General features: G+C 49.4%; 19 protein-coding genes. 4 read left to right on the top strand and 15 right to left on the bottom strand.

What is annotated here, in order from left to right; all coding sequences use genetic code 11:
- Window positions 1–6 precede the first annotated feature (6 nt).
- The 3 genes from gcvH to gcvPB are packed head-to-tail and all read left to right on the top strand — an operon-like array spanning window position 7 to window position 3,276.
- Window positions 7–381 carry a glycine cleavage system protein GcvH gene (gcvH, locus tag GUA87_RS01890; protein WP_193714829.1) on the top strand — a complete coding sequence of 125 codons (375 nt, stop codon included), beginning with the start codon at window positions 7–9 and terminating at the stop codon, window positions 379–381.
- Window positions 381–1,730 (top strand): aminomethyl-transferring glycine dehydrogenase subunit GcvPA, encoded by a 1,350-nt coding sequence (gene gcvPA, locus GUA87_RS01885; protein WP_193714828.1) that lies wholly within the window; start codon window positions 381–383, stop codon window positions 1,728–1,730. Before gcvH ends, gcvPA begins: the two co-directional genes overlap by 1 nt.
- On the top strand, window positions 1,723–3,276 hold the full coding sequence (gene gcvPB, locus GUA87_RS01880; protein ID WP_193714827.1) for an aminomethyl-transferring glycine dehydrogenase subunit GcvPB: 1,554 nt from the start codon (window positions 1,723–1,725) through the stop codon (window positions 3,274–3,276). The genes gcvPA and gcvPB overlap by 8 nt, the downstream gene beginning before the upstream one ends.
- A gap of 140 nt (window positions 3,277–3,416) precedes the next feature.
- Here the strand turns inward: gcvPB and GUA87_RS01875 are convergent, their stop codons facing one another.
- The 8 genes from GUA87_RS01875 to GUA87_RS01840 all read right to left on the bottom strand — a co-directional run bounded on the left by GUA87_RS01875 (window position 3,417) and on the right by GUA87_RS01840 (window position 10,767).
- Window positions 3,417–3,902 (bottom strand): ATP F0F1 synthase subunit B, encoded by a 486-nt coding sequence (locus GUA87_RS01875; protein ID WP_193714826.1) that lies wholly within the window; start codon window positions 3,900–3,902, stop codon window positions 3,417–3,419.
- A gap of 2 nt (window positions 3,903–3,904) precedes the next feature.
- Window positions 3,905–4,396 (bottom strand): F0F1 ATP synthase subunit B', encoded by a 492-nt coding sequence (locus GUA87_RS01870; protein ID WP_193714825.1) that lies wholly within the window; start codon window positions 4,394–4,396, stop codon window positions 3,905–3,907.
- A gap of 54 nt (window positions 4,397–4,450) precedes the next feature.
- Window positions 4,451–4,675 (bottom strand): F0F1 ATP synthase subunit C, encoded by a 225-nt coding sequence (locus tag GUA87_RS01865; protein WP_169559668.1) that lies wholly within the window; start codon window positions 4,673–4,675, stop codon window positions 4,451–4,453.
- A 56-nt stretch (window positions 4,676–4,731) separates the two neighbouring features.
- Window positions 4,732–5,469, bottom strand: a complete 738-nt coding sequence (locus tag GUA87_RS01860; protein WP_193714824.1) for a F0F1 ATP synthase subunit A — start codon at window positions 5,467–5,469, stop codon at window positions 4,732–4,734.
- Between the two features lie 59 nt (window positions 5,470–5,528).
- A complete protein-coding gene (locus GUA87_RS01855) occupies window positions 5,529–5,843 on the bottom strand; it encodes an AtpZ/AtpI family protein (RefSeq protein ID WP_193714823.1) in 315 nt (104 codons plus the stop codon).
- A gap of 162 nt (window positions 5,844–6,005) precedes the next feature.
- Window positions 6,006–9,467 carry a chromosome segregation protein SMC gene (gene smc / locus GUA87_RS01850; RefSeq protein ID WP_193714822.1) on the bottom strand — a complete coding sequence of 1,154 codons (3,462 nt, stop codon included), beginning with the start codon at window positions 9,465–9,467 and terminating at the stop codon, window positions 6,006–6,008.
- A gap of 18 nt (window positions 9,468–9,485) precedes the next feature.
- Window positions 9,486–10,163 carry a DsbA family protein gene (locus tag GUA87_RS01845; RefSeq protein ID WP_193714821.1) on the bottom strand — a complete coding sequence of 226 codons (678 nt, stop codon included), beginning with the start codon at window positions 10,161–10,163 and terminating at the stop codon, window positions 9,486–9,488.
- A gap of 64 nt (window positions 10,164–10,227) precedes the next feature.
- Window positions 10,228–10,767, bottom strand: coding sequence for a DUF721 domain-containing protein (locus tag GUA87_RS01840; protein ID WP_193714820.1), 540 nt, complete (start codon window positions 10,765–10,767; stop codon window positions 10,228–10,230).
- A gap of 44 nt (window positions 10,768–10,811) precedes the next feature.
- Here GUA87_RS01840 and mutY point away from each other — a divergent pair, with 44 nt between their 5' ends.
- Window positions 10,812–11,906, top strand: coding sequence for an A/G-specific adenine glycosylase (gene mutY, locus GUA87_RS01835; RefSeq protein ID WP_193714819.1), 1,095 nt, complete (start codon window positions 10,812–10,814; stop codon window positions 11,904–11,906).
- A 1-nt stretch (window position 11,907) separates the two neighbouring features.
- Here the strand turns inward: mutY and GUA87_RS01830 are convergent, their stop codons facing one another.
- From GUA87_RS01830 to GUA87_RS01800, 7 genes are all read right to left on the bottom strand, one after another.
- Window positions 11,908–12,327 carry an EF-hand domain-containing protein gene (locus GUA87_RS01830; protein WP_193714818.1) on the bottom strand — a complete coding sequence of 140 codons (420 nt, stop codon included), beginning with the start codon at window positions 12,325–12,327 and terminating at the stop codon, window positions 11,908–11,910.
- A gap of 35 nt (window positions 12,328–12,362) precedes the next feature.
- Entirely contained in the window at window positions 12,363–13,439 is a 1,077-nt protein-coding gene (locus GUA87_RS01825) for a site-specific DNA-methyltransferase (protein ID WP_193714817.1), read from the bottom strand.
- A 97-nt stretch (window positions 13,440–13,536) separates the two neighbouring features.
- Window positions 13,537–14,157 carry a ribonuclease HII gene (locus GUA87_RS01820; RefSeq protein ID WP_227711651.1) on the bottom strand — a complete coding sequence of 207 codons (621 nt, stop codon included), beginning with the start codon at window positions 14,155–14,157 and terminating at the stop codon, window positions 13,537–13,539.
- A gap of 212 nt (window positions 14,158–14,369) precedes the next feature.
- Window positions 14,370–14,942 carry a peroxidase-related enzyme gene (locus GUA87_RS01815; protein ID WP_193714816.1) on the bottom strand — a complete coding sequence of 191 codons (573 nt, stop codon included), beginning with the start codon at window positions 14,940–14,942 and terminating at the stop codon, window positions 14,370–14,372.
- 17 nt (window positions 14,943–14,959) lie between these two features.
- Window positions 14,960–15,940, bottom strand: coding sequence for an MDR family oxidoreductase (locus GUA87_RS01810; protein ID WP_193714815.1), 981 nt, complete (start codon window positions 15,938–15,940; stop codon window positions 14,960–14,962).
- Window positions 15,941–15,942: 2 nt separating this feature from the next.
- The gene (locus GUA87_RS01805) at window positions 15,943–16,611 is read right to left on the bottom strand and encodes a TetR/AcrR family transcriptional regulator (protein WP_193714814.1); all 669 of its coding nucleotides are present in this window, start codon (window positions 16,609–16,611) and stop codon (window positions 15,943–15,945) included.
- A 66-nt stretch (window positions 16,612–16,677) separates the two neighbouring features.
- Complete coding sequence (locus GUA87_RS01800) at window positions 16,678–17,772, bottom strand: PA0069 family radical SAM protein (protein WP_193714813.1); 1,095 nt, start codon at window positions 17,770–17,772, stop codon at window positions 16,678–16,680.
- Window positions 17,773–17,781: the final 9 nt, after the last annotated feature.

The raw sequence follows: 17,781 nt of genomic DNA, 5'->3' as shown, positions 1-17,781 counted from the left end.
GAGACTATGACAAAGAAATACACTGAAGATCACGAGTGGGTCAGCATTGATGGCGAAACAGCTACTGTTGGCATCAGTAACTATGCGCAGGAACAACTGGGCGATGTCGTATTTGTTGAAGTGCCTGAAGTTGGCGCGGAAATGAGTAAAGGCGATGAGCTGGCCGTTGTTGAAAGTGTAAAGGCCGCCTCTGAAGTTTACGCTCCGATCACTGGTGAAGTGGTTGAGGTGAACGAAGGCCTTGAAGATAACCCGTCTCAGGTTAATGAGGACGCTGAAGGCGATGGCTGGTTTGCGAAACTGAAAGTCAGTGACGCAAGTGAAGCTGATGGTCTGATGGATGAAGCTGCGTATCAGGAATATGTAAAAGGTCTTGCCTAATGAGATATATGCCCCATACCGCTGAGCAGCGGCGGGAGATGCTGGAAAAAGTTGGTGTTGGATCAGTAGACGATCTGTTCGCCGATATTCCGGCCAGTGCACGTGTGGAAGGTTTACTTGATCTGCCGACGCATAAAACTGAACTGGAAGTTGATCGTCGCATGCACGCCTACGGACGGAAAAACCTGTCTCCGGCCGGTATACCTTTTTTCATTGGCGGTGGTGCCTATCGCCACCATGTTCCGACAGTTGTTGATCATCTGATCCAGCGGTCAGAGTTTTTGACAGCCTATACACCTTACCAGCCGGAAATCAGTCAGGGCACATTGCAGGCCCTGTTTGAGTTTCAGACACAGGTTGCCATGATCACTGGTATGGATGTGGCCAACGCGTCCATGTATGACGGGGCAACTGCCTGTGCGGAAGCGGTTTTGATGGCATGTCGTGCCACACGCCGTAAAAAAGCTATTCTGTCAGGTAACCTTCACCCCCACTATAGGCAGGTCACTGACACAACACTTCAGTTCACTGAGTTTTCCGCTGAATCATTACCTGTTGCGACAGATGGTGGTGAAGATCTGACCAGCGGGCTTTCCAAAGAGATTGCTTGTGTTGTTGTACAAAACCCTGACTTCTTTGGCCGCCTTCAGGACTTAAGCGATCTTGCAGACGCCTGTCATGAAGTTGGTGCGCTTCTGGTTGTGGTTGTTACCGAGGTTGTCTCGTTGGGAGCCGTTAAATCACCAGGTGCAATGGGCGCCGATATTGTTGTCGGTGAAGGTCAGTCAATTGGTGTGCCACTGTCATATGGCGGGCCATATGTTGGGCTGTTCGCGACACGCCAGAAATATGTGCGCCAGATGCCTGGTCGCCTGTGCGGTGAAACAGTGGATCAGGAAGGAAACCGAGGTTTCGTTCTGACATTGTCCACGCGTGAACAGCATATTCGCCGTGAAAAAGCGACAAGTAATATCTGTACAAATGCAGGTCTTTGCTCACTCGCTTTTAGCATTCACATGAGCTTGCTTGGTGAAACCGGATTTACAAAACTGGCGCAGGTTAATCATGCGCTGGCTGCGGATACGGCTGACAAACTTACCGCTCTTAGAGGCGTGGAGCTTGTGAATGACAGTTTCTTCAATGAATTTACTCTGCGTTTGCCTGTAGACGCAGAAGAGGTTGTTGGAAAACTGGCTGAGCAAGAGATTTTGGGCGGTGTTCCTGTCTCTCGTCTGATGCCGGATGTGGAAGGAGCGAAGCACCTTCTGCTGGTGGCTGTCACTGAAACGTCTACTGATGAGGAAATTGATCAGTTTGTTTCTGCGCTGAAGGAGATTGTCGATGCTTAATAATGTAGGACGACCAACACGCCCCGAAGCGTCAGATACAGAATCAGATCTGGTTGAAACCTTCACAGGGAACAAAGCACTTAATCTGGAAACACCTTTGATCTTTGATCAAGGGGAACCTGGACGTATCGGTGTCGATCTGCCTGAACCCAAAGCGGTAAAAAGTCGCCTTGGTGGTCTGGATCGTGAAGGTGCTATTGGTCTGCCAGATTTGTCTGAACCTCAGGTGCTACGCCATTATGTGCGTCTTAGCCGTCAGAACTATTCTATTGATGCCGGTTTCTATCCTCTTGGTTCCTGTACCATGAAGCATAACCCGCGCATTAATGAGAAATCTGCGCGAATTATGGGGCTGGGTGATATTCACCCTTTGCAGCCAACAGAAACAGTTCAGGGCGCGCTGGAGCTTATCCATGATCTTGGTGAGTGGCTGAAGACCATCACTGGCATGCCAGCGGTTGCCATGTCGCCCGCAGCGGGTGCCCACGGTGAGCTATGCGGTGTGATGGCTATTCGTGCGGCCCATGATGCAAAAGGAGAGGCCCGTACACGCATTCTGGTTCCAGAATCAGCGCACGGTACAAACCCGGCAACTGCGGCTCTGTGTGGTTATAAAGTGGATCCAGTTCAAGCCCGTCCTGATGGACGCATGGATATGGAAGCCTTTAAAGCAAAACTCGGCCCGGATGTGGCTGGCGTTATGCTGACAAATCCAAATACTTGCGGACTGTTTGAAACAGACGTGAAGGAAATCGCCGATCTTATTCATGGTGTCGGGGGTTATTTCTACTGTGACGGAGCAAACCTGAACGCCATTCTTGGCCGTACACGTGTTGGAGATCTTGGTGTAGATGCGATGCATATCAATCTGCATAAAACCTTCTCCACACCGCATGGCGGGGGTGGTCCGGGTTCTGGTCCAGTTGTTCTGTCTGATGCACTTGCGGCCTATGCTCCCGTTCCTTACGTAGTGAAAGAGGGAGATGAATATCGCCTTCAGGAAAACGTAGAAGGGGACGCAGAAGCAAGCTTTGGCCGCATGAAAGGCTTCCACGGGCAGATGGGTATGTTTATCCGTGCCCTCGCTTACATGCTAAGCCACGGATCAGACGGCCTTAAACAGATTGCAGAGGATGCAGTTTTGAACGCCAACTATGTGCGTGTTGGTCTCAACGATATTCTCAATTCCCCATTTGACGGGATCTGCATGCATGAAGCGTTGTTTGACGATAGCAGTTTGAAAGATACTGGAGTAACTACCCTTGATATCGCCAAGGCGATGATCGATGAAGGCTATCATCCAATGACTATGTATTTCCCACTTGTGGTTCATGGCGCCATGCTGATTGAGCCAACAGAAAGTGAGAGCAAAGAAACCCTGGATATGTTTATCGGAAGCATGCGTCACCTGGTGACAAAAGCGCAGACCGGGAACGATCCAGACTTCTTCACCCAGGCACCGCGTTTCGCACCTCGGCGGCGCCTGGATGAAACCAGTGCAGCCCGTAAGCCCGTGCTGCGCTGGACCCCCTCCGACGCCGACTAGGCGTTGGAGCTCCCAAACTAACCCCTGTCGAAAGGCAGGGGTTTTTTTTAGTTCACTAGAAGTACAGAAAATGCAGGGCTGTGAATAGGCCAAAAAAAACCCCGCCATAGGCGAGGTTCTTTTTAGTATCAGGCTATCGCTTAGTTTAACTGAGAGCCGAGATCTTTAATAGACTGGTCGATCAAGGCACCGCCTTCTTTGGCCTTGATGTTTTCCTTCATGAGCTTCTCTGCTGCGGCAACAGCCACATCAACAGCAAGGCTCTGGACTTCAGCCAGGGCTTTCTCTTCTGCCTGACGGATTTTGGCTTCAGCCATTTCCTGACGGCGTTTCAGAGTAGCTTCCAGCTCGGCTTCGCTCTCCTTACGGAGGATTTCAGCATCTTCCTTGGCTTTTGCAACAATTTCCTCGGCAGTTGCCATGGCGTCACGTTGGCGACGCTGGTAATCAGCAAACATAGCCTGGGCGTCTTCACGCAGTTTCTGAGCTTCATCAAGTTCGTTCTTGATGCGCTCTGCGCGATCATCCAGCTGTTTGGCGATAATGCCTGGAACCTTCACATAAAGCAGGATCCCGATGAAAATAGCAAAAGCAACGGCTACCCAAAAAGTAGGATCAGATAACATGATCAAACCCTCCCTTTCGCACTTGCTTCGATCGCAGCATCGACATCGCCGTCTGCCAGATCAATGGAAACAAGTTTGGAGACGGTTGCCTTAGCAGCTTCACCTGCGATCTGACGCACGTTTGACAGTGCCTCATCCTTGGCTGCCGCAATGGACTTCTCCGCTTCGGCAGATTTGGAAGCAAGTTTGGCTTCAAGATCGACACGGCTGGCTTCCTGCTCTTTGGACAAGGTTGCCTTCAATTCGGTAACCATGCCGTGGGCTTTTGCCCGAGCTTCTTCCAGCGCAGCTTCGTACTCCGCCTTTGCCTTATCGGATTCTTCACTCAAGCGCTTGGCTTCGTCCAAATCCCGGGCAATGCGGTCCTGACGACTTTCCAGTACCTCTGCGATGCGTGGCACAGCTACTTTCGCCATCGCCACATAAAGGACGATGAAGCTAATAGCCAGCCACACAAGCTGTGGTGGGAAGTCTGCAAAATTTAACTGCGGCATACCCGTTCCTAAATACCTAGAGTTTAAGGGACTTCAACGTAACTGTTGAAGTTCTTAGGCAAACAGGATCAAGAACGCAATAACCAGCGCGAACAGCGCAACAGCTTCTGTCAGGGCGAATGCCAGCAGAACGTTACCGAATACTTTCGGAGCTGCAGCAGGGTTGCGCAGAGAACCAGAGATGTAAGATCCGAAGATGTTACCGAGACCAAGACCAACACCAGCCAGAGCGATAGTCGCGAGACCGGCACCAATCATTTTAGCGGCTTCTACTTCCATGATAATCTTCCTTCTTTCAACAAGAACAATCTATTTGTTTAGACAATATCAAAAACTTAGTGATGCAAATGAACGGCATCATTCAGGTACAGACAGGACAGGATTGCGAAAACGTAAGCCTGCAGGAATGCCACAAGGAATTCCAGACCAGTCAGTGCCGAAATAAAGGCGAGAGGCAACCAGCCACCCCACCAGCTGAGTGCAATTACAAATGCACCAAAAACCTTCATCAACGTGTGACCGGCCAGCATGTTCGCAAACAGACGAACAGAAAGACTGATTGGACGCACGAAGTATGAGATAACTTCGATCGGGATCAGGATCACCAAAAGGACAGCAGGAACGCCGCTTGGGACGAAGAATGACAGGAATTTGAAACCGTGGCGGAAAATACCAACCAGAGTAACGGTAACAAATACCAATGCTGCCAAACCGAAAGTTACGATGATGTGGCTTGTGACTGTAAAGCTGTAAGGGATCATGCCGATCAGGTTACAGAACAGTACAAACATGAAAATGGAGAAGATGAATGGAAAATACTTGCGGCCTTCGGAGCCGACATTTTCCTTCAGCATATTGGCGATGAACTCGTAACTGAGTTCTGCGAGTGATTGCATACGGCCTGGGACCATTGCCCGTCCGCGCATGCTCCATGTCAGGAACAGGGTGATTGCTGCAACAGCAATAATCATGAACAGGGAGGAGTTGGTGAAGGATACATCCACTCCACCGGCATTCAATTCAACGAGCCGTTTAATTTCGAACTGCGCTAAGGGGCTTTGACCTTCTGCCACGATACTATTCCCGCCTTAATATGTTCCACACTAAAAGGGCCGAGATTGCACTCTGCCCCTTAATCTTCAAAATCCTCTGGGTTCATTGCCCGGGCGACTTTGTAGACGTTATAGACGCCAACTACCATACCCAGCACGACAAACACCAGCAATAAAATCGGCTGAGTGCCCAACCATTGGTCCAACCACCAGCCAAGACCGCCACAAACAAGAAAGGCCGCTAAAATCTCGACTGAAAGTCGCCAAGCCCGTCCTATTGCGCCGGTTCGCTCCACTTTCAGGCGTCCGTCCCAGGTTCCACTTTCGTGTTGCTGGCGTGCCTTTTCAAGCCGAGCTCTAAATTCTTCTTTCTCCTTTGGGGTCGGTTCAGTCATTTTTTTTCATTTTCACGAAAAATTAATGACATATCGGTTCCCCTACTGAAAGCGCGGGAAACATACGGTCTGGCTATCAGGCTGTCAAGGTCCAAACATGCCCTGTTCGTAAGGTTTGGAATATTGTGGCAAACTGGCATGAAATAACCGATCCCGAAGCGCTTAGGCGACCTCATTTGTCATTAATTGTGCCCTTGTCAGATCAACAGACACCAATTGAGAAATTCCGCGTTCCGCCATGGTGACACCGAATAGGCGATCCATTCGTGCCATGGTGATAGGATGGTGGGTAACTACAAGGAATCGGGTCGCCGAATCCTTTGAAATGGTATCCAGAAGATTACAGAGCCGTTCCACATTCACATCGTCCAGCGGGGCGTCCACCTCATCCAGTACACAGATTGGAGCAGGATTGGTCAAAAATACAGCAAAAAGCAAGGCTACAGCAGTTAGGGCCTGTTCCCCGCCCGACAACAAGGACATCAGCTGTAGTCGTTTGCCTGGCGGGCTAGCCATAATCTCAAGACCGGCTGCCAGCGGGTCTTCTGATTCGGTTAGTTTTAAATGGGCGTAACCACCGCCGAACACTTCCTTGAATAGCGTCTGAAAATGTTCATCCACTTTTTTGAAGGCGACAAGCAGTCGTTCGCGGCCTTCCTTATTGAGGCTGGCAATTCCCTGCCGTAAGCGAGCAATGGCTTCTTCAAGGTCCTGACGCTCATTCAGGAGTGTCTCCAGTTGCTCATTAACTTCTTCGGCTTCAATCTCAGCCCGAAGGTTCACGGGCCCCATGCCGTCGCGTTCTTTCTTTAAACGCTCGACTTTCCGCTCACTTACATCAATAGGCGGAAGTTCTTCTTCCTGATTGATCTGGCAGGCGGGTCGAATATCTTTTGGGGCGCAATCCAGTTTCTCTGCAATTTGTTGTGCCAGAGATTGAATGTCGCTTTCGCAATGTTCCTTGTCCGCCTCATAACGCACGCGCTCCTCGCGGCAGCGACCAAGCGCATGTTCAGCTTCCCTTAGCGCACTTTCGCATTGGTTTTTTACAGCTTCGGCCTCTTCCACATGCTCGCGTGCTTGTGCGCGCGCGCCTTCTGCGCGGGCCAGTTCATCCATGATCTGACCACGTTTCTGGGCGAGTTCTTGCGGTTTGTTCTCTAGCGCTTCCAGATCCTGTTCGGTGCTGGAGAATCGAATTTCCAATTGTGAGAAATGATCAGCCATGCTGGCCACACGTCGACGCCAGCTTTCTTTTTCCGACGCGATTGATTTTAAGCGGTCTTCCTTAATTGCCATTTCTCGGATTTTACTGTCCAAACGGCTTCTCATCCCGCCTATTTCATCACGAGATTCGCGCAGTGTGCTTTTCATGCGCTCAATTTCAGCTTGTGATTCGCTCAAATCCGGAAGCGATGTTCTGTCTTCACGTGCGGTCTTAAGGCTGCCAGCGCTGTCAGTGATCTCAACTTCCTGTTCTTTTTGGGTTTCCTGAAGGCTTTCAAGACGAGATGTTTTTGCATTAAGGGCGCGTTGTTGCTCGGCAACCTTCGACTGTAATTGGTTCCGTTGCTTTTCCAGATCACGGCGTGCGCCGCGGGCTTCCTGCTCCTGCTGTTTAAGGAGTTGCAGATTTTCCTCTGCTCCTTCAAGCTCAGTTGCCATGGCAGAGGTGGCGCGTGATTTCTCTTCCAACTCCGCTTGCAGTTCCTGCAGTCTGTTTTTCTGCTCAAGCCGAATGGTCGCTGCCGTTTTGGCGCTCGCTTTTTGGGAATATCCATCCCAGCGCCACAGGTCACCTTCCTTGGTGACGATACGATATCCGGGCAACAAATTTGAGGCCTCGTTCGCAGCTTCCTCGACAGTTCCTGCCACAAGAATATGCTTCAGGCGAAGGTGAAGCTCATCCGATCCCTTTACATATTGATCAAGAGTTGGAAGCGATGATCCGGATGCAGAGATCTTGCAATCATCACGTATCTGCCAGAAGGACGGCGCCCCGTTATCGGTCGGGGCATCCAGGTCATCGCCAAGGGCCGCGCCGAGCGCCTTTTCATACCCGCTTTTTACTTTCAGATTATCCGCAACAGGGCGCCAGTTGCCATCGCGGCCCTGATCAATCATGCGCTCTAGAGTTTTAATCTCGGTCTCAGTTGCTGTTAGATCTTTTTCCTGCTGGCGAAGTTTGTCGCGAAGGGAGCGCTCAATACGATCTGCTTCCTGACGTTTCTCTTCCGCGCTCTCAATCTGGACACTAAGATCGTCCAGTTTTGCAATCAGGCCTTTGAGTTCATCGGAGGCGTTGTCAGTGGTTTCCATATTGGCGAGCTGATTTTGCAGAATCAGAATTTCTTTATCAGTTTCTTTTTTCCGGTTCTGAAGACGTTCCTGATTTTGCTCCAGATTGCGTATCTGTTGCTCCAAGGCGTTTTGACGCGCACGTTCTTCTGCGAGGCTTTCTGTTTTATGATCCAGTGCCTGCTGGGTTTCGCGCACCAGTTGTTGTTTTTCAGAAATCAAGGCATTGCTTTTTTCGATTTCCGGCTTTGTAGTTGCCGTAAGTGCCACAATTTCTTTTTCTTCTTTTTCCAGACGCACAAGCGCTTCTTCAGCTTCTTGTTCCAGCGTTTTTTCACGTTCCATATCGCTCTGGATCTGGTTTTTTCGGTCCTCAAGCTGTTTCTTGGTCTTCTGAATACGCTCTTCTTCGCTGGTGATTTGTTCTTTCTCTAACGTCAGGCGTTGCAACTTGGCTGTTGTCGCCGCTTCGGCTTCGCGAAGAGGGGAAAGGGCTTCGCCGGCTTTAAGCGATGCATTTTGCGCAAGGGCCACATGCTTCGTCAGCTCTGCCACAGCACTGCTGGCCTCTTTATATTTTTCTTTGGCTTCTGTCAGCGCAGCTTCGGCAATCTCCTGTCGTTTCAGATAAAGAAGCGCCTCCGCCGTGCGGATATGTCCAGAAATATTGCGATAGCGTGTGGCCTGTCGTGCCTGACGTTTTAAACTACCCAGTTGTACTTCAAGTTGTCCCGTGACGTCATCGACCCGTTCCAGATTTCCTTCTGCGGCACGAAGGCGAAGTTCCGCCTCATGACGGCGGGAATGAAGCCCTGAAATACCTGCGGCTTCTTCTAGCAAGTGACGGCGATCCTTTGGCTTGGCGTTGATCAACGACCCCACACGGCCTTGACTAACGATGGCTGTTGAGTTTGCGCCCGTTGCCATATCGGCAAATAACAACTGCACGTCACGGGCGCGCGTGACTTTGCCGTTAATGCGATAGTCAGAGCCTGTATCGCGCCGGATACGTCTGGTAACGTCCAGTTCTTCATTCTCGTTATAGCTTGGCGGTGCAGTTCGGTCTTTGTTATCAAGGCCAAGTGTAACTTCAGCTGCGTTTTTCGCAGGGCGGCTGGTGGTGCCCGCGAAGATGACATCATCCATGGCACCGCCACGCATATTCTTGGCGGAGGTTTCCCCCATCACCCAACGCAGGGCCTCGACCAGATTGGACTTACCACATCCATTGGGCCCGACGATGCCGGTGAGGCCGTCTTTAATCAAAAGTTCTGTTGGTTCAACAAAAGATTTGAAGCCTGACAGACGTAATTGAGAAAATTTCACGGCCCCTCCATCATGGTTTTATGCGATCAGTTCTTTCAGATCAGAAGAGAACTCGTCGTAATTTGACCAGTTACCTTCATAAAGATCGCCATTGATAAAGAGAGTAGGGGTGCCGCGCACGTTATACTCGTTCGCCCCAACCATTCGGTCCGTCAAGATCGCTTCGCCCAGCTTCTGATCTTTCAAGGCTTCTTCGAAGCGGGCGCGAGAAATGCCAACTTTGCGGCCGATTGCAATCAGCTTTTCAGTTGTTTCATTTGGATTGCCAGCCCAGTCATCCTGTTCAGCAAACAACATCTTCAGGACAGGAAAGAAAAGTTTCTCACCTGCTGTATGGGCGAGGACAGAGGCCTGAAATGCGTAACGGTCCAACGGGAAGTCCCGGTAAATCAGTTTGGCTTTGCCAGTTTTAATGAAGTCTTCCTCGAGCTTTGGAAACGTATTGTTGTGGAAGTTTGCACAGTGACCGCATGTCAATGACGCATATTCCACGATTGTGATAGGTGCGTTTTCGTCGCCGAGCACCATGTCATCCTCTGTGATATCCATAACGCCAGCCTGCGCTTTTGACGCGAACATGCTGCCTGCAACACCAATTGCGGCTGGTGCAATCAAAGAGGAAGACACAAAATGTCGACGTGAAATCGCCAATTCACTACCTTTCATACTAGATGTTGTGTCATTATATCTTTTCATTTCTGATTCCTCAAACTTTTCTGATGTATCGCTGATTTCTAAGTAACTATATGTTATTAAAAGTTTATTTCGATCTTGGTTGCTGGTTTCGGGCTTTGAGCAGCCCTCCCAAATGGGCTAATCGATCGCGTAGATCTTGATCCTGAACGGAGCTCACGACCTCCAAAATTTCCGCCTTTTGCGCTTTTGATGGTTGCGGAATTGGCTGTTTTTCAGGCTTTTGGGGTAATTTTACCGGTGCCTGAATGATTTGCAGACGTCCAACGGCTCTATACCCGAAGAAGCTATTGATTCGCTCAATGATCAAAGGTTCGAATTGGGTGAACTCAGGGGCAAAGCCAGGCGCCACTCTCACCCGCAAAGATGCATCCCGGTTTTGATGCCGGCTGAAGTTCATTTTTTCCGGGCTGGAAGCGCGTGCCAAAGTGGGGCCGACAATGCTCTCCCATTTGGACAGGATGTCGGCTTGCGCAAAGCCACGCTTGACCAAAGTCGCCCGCGCCGACTTGCCAATAAACTGGTTTATAGCTCTTGGTCCGGCCTGTTTGCCAAACTTGCGCACCTGAATTGAACCTCTCTGTTTGCTTTCCCCGATCAATACCATATAGATGGGACATCTTGCTGGAAGTTTTATTGGATCACGAAAAAATGAGCAACTTTGCCGATGCAATGCTGAACTGGTTTGATCAGAATGCCCGTGACCTCCCCTGGCGCATTGCGGGGCAAGCACATCCTGAACCCTATCATGTCTGGCTTAGCGAAATTATGCTGCAGCAAACGACAGTGGTGACAGTAAAACCCTATTTCGAGAAATTTATAAAACTATGGCCATCGGTTGAGGCGATGGCTGCTGCCCCCTTGGATGATATATTAACTCATTGGGCGGGATTGGGCTATTATGCCCGCGCCCGCAACTTGCATAAATGTGCCGTCGAAGTATGTCACAAATGGGGCGGAAAATTCCCTGAAACAGAAGAAGAACTTCTTTCCCTTCCAGGGGTTGGTCCCTATACCGCGGCAGCCATTGCCGCCATAGCCTTTGAGCAACCTGCTGTTGTTGTAGACGGCAACATCGAACGAATTGTGAGCCGAGTTTTCAGGATTGAAGAGCAACTTCCCAAAGCGCGTTCTGAAATCCGGGCTTTTGCAGAAACTTTGACACCGAACACAAGGCCCGGAGATTATGCGCAAAGTTTGATGGATTTGGGGTCTGGTATTTGTAAGCCTAAGAAGCCTTTATGTGGTGAATGCCCTGTATCCAGTATGTGTAAGGCTTTTGAGGTTGGGGATATGGAAGCCTTTCCAAAGAAAGCCCCGAAAAAGGTCAAGCCAACAAAATATGCACCTGTCCTTTGGATCGAAAACAACCAAGGGAAAGTCCTGATCCAAAAGCGCGAGGAGAAGGGGCTTTTAGGGGGGATGATGGAGTTTCCATCCGCTGAGTGGCGGGAGCAAAGTGTAACAACCGATGAGATGAAAACACTTGGCACTCGGTTGATTGAAGAGTTGGGGCTTGGCAGATTCAAACATCAAGTTGCCGCGCATGCCCCAATTAAACACACATTTACCCACTTCCATTTATTCCTGCACCCATTTCAGGTGACGCTTATTGAAGACAACAGTCCGCGACTAAACTGGGGACAATGGGTGGATCATAGAGAGTTGGATAGTTATGCCCTGCCCACATTAATGACCAAAGTCGCAGGCAGGGTCTTGGAAGAACAAAAGAGTTTGTCTCTATAGTTTAGAGGCCCGGAGCAACGAATTCTGCGCGGCTAACGGAACCGTCTTTATCTTTATCCAGCAGCTCGAACCTCCGCACACCCTCAGCGGCGAACTCGTCAGCGTTCAATATCTTGTCTTTATTCGTATCTGTTTGGCTGAAATCTTCTGGAACGGGGACTTTATAATCAGGATTGGTAGAGGCACCTTTCAACTGGTTCGCTTCTACATACTCATCATAGGTAACTTGACCATCCCCGTTTATGTCCAAAGTGGTGAAATACCGCTGACGGAAATTGGCGGCTTCGCTTTTGCTGATGGCGTTACTGGCGTCCCGGTCGATGCCGATAAACTGTGCACTGTTAAAACTTTGTGCGCTGGCCGTTTGTAATAATAGGCAATAGAAGACGGCCAGCGAAGTGGTGAGAAGTGCTTTTTTCATGTTATCCCCTGTTATTTTGAAGGGGATAACCCCTTCTAGTTCATTTCAGATCGTACCTGCTGACGCAGGACGTCGATGGATACGGGCTGACCTTCCACTTCGAAATGCCAGAAAGTCCAGCCATTACATGTACTGGCGCCTTGAAGTTGCGCACCGACTTTATGAATTGAACCACTTAAGTCAGCAGCCACCAGACTACCATCGGCGCGTACTTTAGCTTTGTATTTTTTACGACGATCGAACAATGTCTGTCCAGCAGAGAGAAGTCCACGTTCCACAACAGAGCCAAATGGGACCCGAGGTTCCTGACGTTTGCCTTTAGTGTATTCCAGATCGTCTTTGTCCATGCGCTGAACGCGAGAGATGCGTTTTTCTGCGACGTCGATGTATTTCTGCTCGCGCTCCAACCCGATATAACGGCGACCAAGTTTCTTCGCCACAGCACCGGTTGTACCGGATCCAAAAAACGGGTCGAGGATAATGTCACCCGGCTTACTCGCAGCCATCAGAACACGATAGAGCAGGGCTTCGGGTTTTTGGGTTGTGTGAGCCTTTTCGCCGTCGATCTTGAGGCGTTCTCCGCCACTACAAATTGGCAGGTGCCAATCGGAGCGCATCTGAACGTCATCATTCATGACTTTCATGGCGTCATAGTTGAAGGTGATACCTTTGGCGTCTTTGTCCTTTGAACACCAGATCAATGTTTCATGGGCATTTGTGAAACGAGTGCCACGGAAATTTGGCATTGGGTTGGTTTTCCGCCAAATCACATCATTGAGCATCCAATACCCAAGATCTTGCAGCGTTGCTCCTACACGGAAGATATTGTGGTAGGAGCCGATAACCCACAAAGTTCCATTGTCCTTCAGAACCCGCTTAGCCGCCTTCAGCCAGTCATTTGTAAATTGGTCATAGGCCTGAAAACTATCGAATTGGTCCCAGTGATCATCGACAGCATCCACCAGGCTGTTGTCAGGGCGATGCAGTTCACCCGCCAGCTGCATATTGTAGGGAGGATCCGCAAAAATCATGTCTACGGACTTCTCTGGAAGACTGTTCATCAGTTCGATGCAGTCACCTTTTAAAATTTGATTCAGGGGCAGTTTGCTCATGTATTTCACCGTGAAGAATTTGCCTTCATTTGTGGTTAATACTGATTCGACCGATTCGCTCCGTCAATATTTTTTTGTTGAATCAGTGCTTTAGTGGCTACAGTTCATTTTTAACTTTACATGAATCAAGAATTTTGCGAATGGGGGCAAAACTTCGCCTATGTTGTGGTGTTACGCCAAATAGACTCAATCCCTTGCGGTGTTCGGCTGTTCCGTATCCGGAATTTTTCTCCCATCCGTAGTGTGGATAGAGCTTTGATAAGGTTAACATTTCCCGGTCGCGTGTCACTTTTGCAACAATAGAAGCGGCTGCAATGGACAAAGAAAGGCTGTCTCCTTTCACAATTGTTCGTGTCGGAAGGCCAAAATCCGGATCTTTATTGCCATCAACCAATATATTGGAAGGGGGGGTGCCGAGTTCTTTCACGGCCCGACGCATGGCAACAAAAGTGGCTTGTAGGATATTCAACTCATCAATTTCGGTGACCTCCGCCCGGCCAATCCCGACGATAGACGTCTCCAGTATCTGATCAAACAGGATCTCGCGTTTCTTTTTGGAGAGCTTTTTGGAGTCGCGAATGCCCATTGGGATGTTATCCGGATCGAGAATGACAGCGGCTGATATGACAGGACCCGCAAAAGGCCCACGTCCCACTTCATCCACCCCGGCAACAATGCCGCCCATTTCCTGCTCCAAAGATAAATCCGGTTCACTCAAAATATCTCTCCTTCAATGGAGATATCTTATCGTGCTGATATCGTCAGGAAAATAGATGTAGATATAAAAATCCCCTCAACCGGGGGGACGGTTGAGGGGAAAGACAGGCAAATTGGCAGAGGGGGGAGCCAATACACATGCCTGCCTCCAATTATGAAAGATGTTCAAATAGTTTGAATGCAATCAATCATGATTGTGCGCAAACCCATAAACTATCTTCCCATCGTATAAAACTGGTCATTTGGTCGCATGGAGGTCAGGTTTGCCATGCGGTTGCTGAGACCAAAAAATGCTGTGATGGCACCGATATCCCAAATGTCTTCTTCGTCAAAGCCATGAGACTTCAAGTTTTCGTAATCAGCGTCTCCAATGGAGCCAGCATCGTTTGAAACTTTCAGGGCAAAATCAATCATCGCCTTCTGGCGCGGTGTGATGTCCGCCTTGTTGTGATTTGTCGCGAGTTGATCGGCAAGAAGTGGCTGTTTTGAGTAAATTCGCAACAGTGCCCCATGGGCAACGACACAATAAAGGCAATTATTGTCTGATGACGTTGCGACAATAATCATTTCTTTTTCGGCTTTGGTCAGCTTGCTGTCTTCACGAAGCATGATGGCATCATGGTAATTGAAGAAAGCTCGAAGCTCGTCCGGACGATGGGCAAGGGCCAAAAATACATTCGGAATAAATCCAGCCTTTTCCTGAACGCCGAGTATAAGGTCCCTCATATCTTCTGGGAGTTCCATCACATCTGGAACCGGATATCTGCTAATTGGTTGTTCTGACATTTTGCTTCCCCCCAATGTTACGCGTTTACATTCACAACGACGCGGCCGCGAACTTTTCCTTCCAGGATTTTCTCGGCCGTTGGAATGGCTTCTGAAAGCGGAACTTCTGTTGTCATCAGATCAATGTTAGAGGTGTCCAGATCCTCTGCAAGACGACGCCAAGCCTCCAAACGCGTTTCCTTTGGACAATATACGCTGTCGATGCCGTTTAGGATCACACCACGTAAGATAAAAGGTGCAACCGTTGCCGGGAAGTCCATGCCTTGTGCAAGGCCACATGCTGTGACGACACCGCCGTATTTTGTTGTGGCGCAGACATTTGCAAGGGTGTGGCTGCCAACTGTGTCTACAGCACCCGCCCAACGCTCTTTACCCATCGGGCGGCCTTTTTCAGAAAGCTCATTACGATCAATAATATCAGAAGCGCCTAGTTTTTTGAGGTAGTCCGCTTCTTCTGGACGACCTGTGGAGGCGACAACGGTGTAGCCAAGTTTGGACAGGATGGAAATGGCAACACTGCCAACACCGCCGGCGGCACCAGTGACCAGGATCTCACCTTTATCAGGTGTCACGCCTTGGCGCTCCAACGCCATCACGCAGAGCATTGCTGTGTATCCAGCTGTTCCGATTGCCATCGCCTGTTTGGAGGAGAATTTTTCGGGCATCGGGACGAGCCAGTCACCGTTCAGGCGGATCTTTTCTGCAAGGCCACCCGGATGAACTTCGCCCACACCCCAACCGTTCAGGATCACTTTATCACCCGCTTTGTAATCTGGATGGGTGCTTGTCTCTACGGTGCCGGCAACATCAATGCCCGGTGTCATTGGGAATTTGCGAACCACAGGGGACTTACCCGTAATCGCAAGACCTTCTTTAAAGTTGATGGTGGAATAGTCGACCTTAACGGTTACATCACCTTCTGGCAGTTGATCTTCACTGATGTCGGTGAGCTCTGCTTTATAGTTATTGTCATCATTTGTAATTACGATGGCTTTCATTTCTACTCTCCCTTTTTGGGGTGGTGGGGGTATGGGTCCGATGACAGGCACCGGAAAAAACTTTTGGCAAATAAATCTACAGGGGCTGTGGAGCGGACGAGTTTCGATCTTAAAATCGCGCCTTCCCATCCTATCCAGAAGGTTGCGGCCATTTCAGCCGTATCCAGCCGGTTATCCATACTGCCTTCAATGACAGCCTCATCGAGGCAGGCTTTAACACGGCACTGCCAATCCTGAAAAATCTCTTCCAAAGGCTCCCTAAACGTATCGCTTAAAGAAGCCAGCTCCTGTCCCAGATTTCCAACGAGGCATCCACGTTTGAAATCAAAACGCTCAAGTCCGGATTTCGCGTCATTAATAAAATCCTGCAGCCGATCCAATGCGGGCTTTTCTTTATTTAAAAGAAACCGGTCCAACCGATTGGCAAAATACTGTTTGTAATTTGCGACCATCGCCAGACCGAAATCGTCTTTGCTATCAAAGTAATGGTAGAAGGAACCTTTAGGAATTCCAGCTTCTTTCAGGATTTGATCAATGCCAGTACTGGCAAAACCTTTTTCGGTTAGTACCGCTGTGCCATGTCTTATCAGGCGCTGTTTTGTATCCCATTCGCCTTCATGAACTTTCGGGGGTCTTCCGCGACCTCTTTTGATCGGTTGCTTATCTGTCATGTCTATTTATAGACCGATCGTCTATTAAATGGCAATGAAAGAAAGTACCCCATGCCAAAAAGATGTTTAAGAAAAGAGAGGAAGTTGACTAATCGGCGCGCCCGGTGCCTTGAATTGGCTGCAGTCCAAATCGTACTTTCGGGCTGAAAATCCAAGTTTTTTGGACAGTTTTGTGAAACGTTGATGCATAATTTCTGCATAAGCGCCTTGTCCTTTCATACGTTCTTTGAACCTCGGATCATTTTCCCTGCCTCCGCGTAGGCTTCGAATTTGCGCCATGACTTTTGAGGCTCTGTCAGGAAAGTGTGCTTGCAGCCAGTTTTGAAAAAGCTCTGAGACTTCAAAGGGGAGGCGAATTGGCAGGAATATAGCTTGGGTCGCCCCAGCGGTTTTTGCCGTCTCCATTATGCGTTCCATTTCCATGTCGTTTATAGCGGGAATGACGGGAGCGAGTTGAAGAACGACGGGGATGCCCTTGTCCGTTAGCTTCTTAATGGCATCAATACGTTTGGCAGGGCTACTGGCGCGGGGTTCCATCCGTCTGGAAAGATGCGGGTCAAGGCTTGTTACCGAAATGCCAACAGCCGTTAATCTGCGTTCCGCAAGCGGGGCCAGAATATCAATATCTCTGGTCACCAAAGCTGATTTGGTTGTGACGGTAAACGGGTGCGCACAATTTCCTAACATCTCTAGTATGCTTCTGGTGATCTTACGTTCTTTTTCTATGGGCTGATAGGGGTCGGTATTTGTTCCAAAGGCAATTGGCCGGCATTTGTAGTTTTTCTCAGAAATCTCAGCTTGTAGCAAAGCCGCTGCAGTTGGCTTTGCGAATAATTTGGTTTCGAAATCAACACCGGAGGACAAATTCAAATAGCCATGACTTGGTCGTGCAAAACAATAAATGCATCCATGTTCACATCCACGGTAGGGGTTTACGGATCGATCAAACGGGACGTCCGGAGATTGATTGCGTGTGAGAACTGATTTTGGTGTTTCGATTGTAACCGAAGTTCTAAGAGGAGGTAGTTCTTCCCGATAGTCGCGCCACCCATCATCAGATATTTCTGAGGATGTCTTTTCGAATCGCCCCGCTGGGTTTATTCCTGCGCCTCTTCCACGATATCGGGGATCTTCATGCCTATTTAAGGAGTGTTCTGCCATGCAAAAGCA

Origin of the sequence: Sneathiella sp. P13V-1 (genome assembly GCF_015143595.1) — a bacterium.
In the GTDB taxonomy this organism is placed as follows: domain Bacteria; phylum Pseudomonadota; class Alphaproteobacteria; order Sneathiellales; family Sneathiellaceae; genus Sneathiella.
This window is presented reverse-complemented; position numbering and strand designations above follow the sequence as displayed.

What these genes read in the sequence shown, in the direction of transcription:
- GUA87_RS01830 (WP_193714818.1), bottom strand. Translation starts at nt 12,327, where the DNA reads ATGAAAAAAGCACTTCTCACCACTTCGCTGGCCGTCTTCTATTGCCTA.
- gcvPA (WP_193714828.1), top strand. Translation starts at nt 381, where the DNA reads ATGAGATATATGCCCCATACCGCTGAGCAGCGGCGGGAGATGCTGGAA.
- mutY (WP_193714819.1), top strand. Translation starts at nt 10,812, where the DNA reads ATGAGCAACTTTGCCGATGCAATGCTGAACTGGTTTGATCAGAATGCC.
- GUA87_RS01855 (WP_193714823.1), bottom strand. Translation starts at nt 5,843, where the DNA reads ATGACTGAACCGACCCCAAAGGAGAAAGAAGAATTTAGAGCTCGGCTT.
- GUA87_RS01865 (WP_169559668.1), bottom strand. Translation starts at nt 4,675, where the DNA reads ATGGAAGTAGAAGCCGCTAAAATGATTGGTGCCGGTCTCGCGACTATC.
- GUA87_RS01840 (WP_193714820.1), bottom strand. Translation starts at nt 10,767, where the DNA reads ATGGTATTGATCGGGGAAAGCAAACAGAGAGGTTCAATTCAGGTGCGC.
- GUA87_RS01815 (WP_193714816.1), bottom strand. Translation starts at nt 14,942, where the DNA reads ATGTCAGAACAACCAATTAGCAGATATCCGGTTCCAGATGTGATGGAA.
- gcvPB (WP_193714827.1), top strand. Translation starts at nt 1,723, where the DNA reads ATGCTTAATAATGTAGGACGACCAACACGCCCCGAAGCGTCAGATACA.
- GUA87_RS01870 (WP_193714825.1), bottom strand. Translation starts at nt 4,396, where the DNA reads ATGCCGCAGTTAAATTTTGCAGACTTCCCACCACAGCTTGTGTGGCTG.
- GUA87_RS01805 (WP_193714814.1), bottom strand. Translation starts at nt 16,611, where the DNA reads ATGACAGATAAGCAACCGATCAAAAGAGGTCGCGGAAGACCCCCGAAA.
- GUA87_RS01810 (WP_193714815.1), bottom strand. Translation starts at nt 15,940, where the DNA reads ATGAAAGCCATCGTAATTACAAATGATGACAATAACTATAAAGCAGAG.
- GUA87_RS01800 (WP_193714813.1), bottom strand. Translation starts at nt 17,772, where the DNA reads ATGGCAGAACACTCCTTAAATAGGCATGAAGATCCCCGATATCGTGGA.
- GUA87_RS01875 (WP_193714826.1), bottom strand. Translation starts at nt 3,902, where the DNA reads ATGTTATCTGATCCTACTTTTTGGGTAGCCGTTGCTTTTGCTATTTTC.
- GUA87_RS01825 (WP_193714817.1), bottom strand. Translation starts at nt 13,439, where the DNA reads ATGAGCAAACTGCCCCTGAATCAAATTTTAAAAGGTGACTGCATCGAA.
- gcvH (WP_193714829.1), top strand. Translation starts at nt 7, where the DNA reads ATGACAAAGAAATACACTGAAGATCACGAGTGGGTCAGCATTGATGGC.
- GUA87_RS01845 (WP_193714821.1), bottom strand. Translation starts at nt 10,163, where the DNA reads ATGAAAAGATATAATGACACAACATCTAGTATGAAAGGTAGTGAATTG.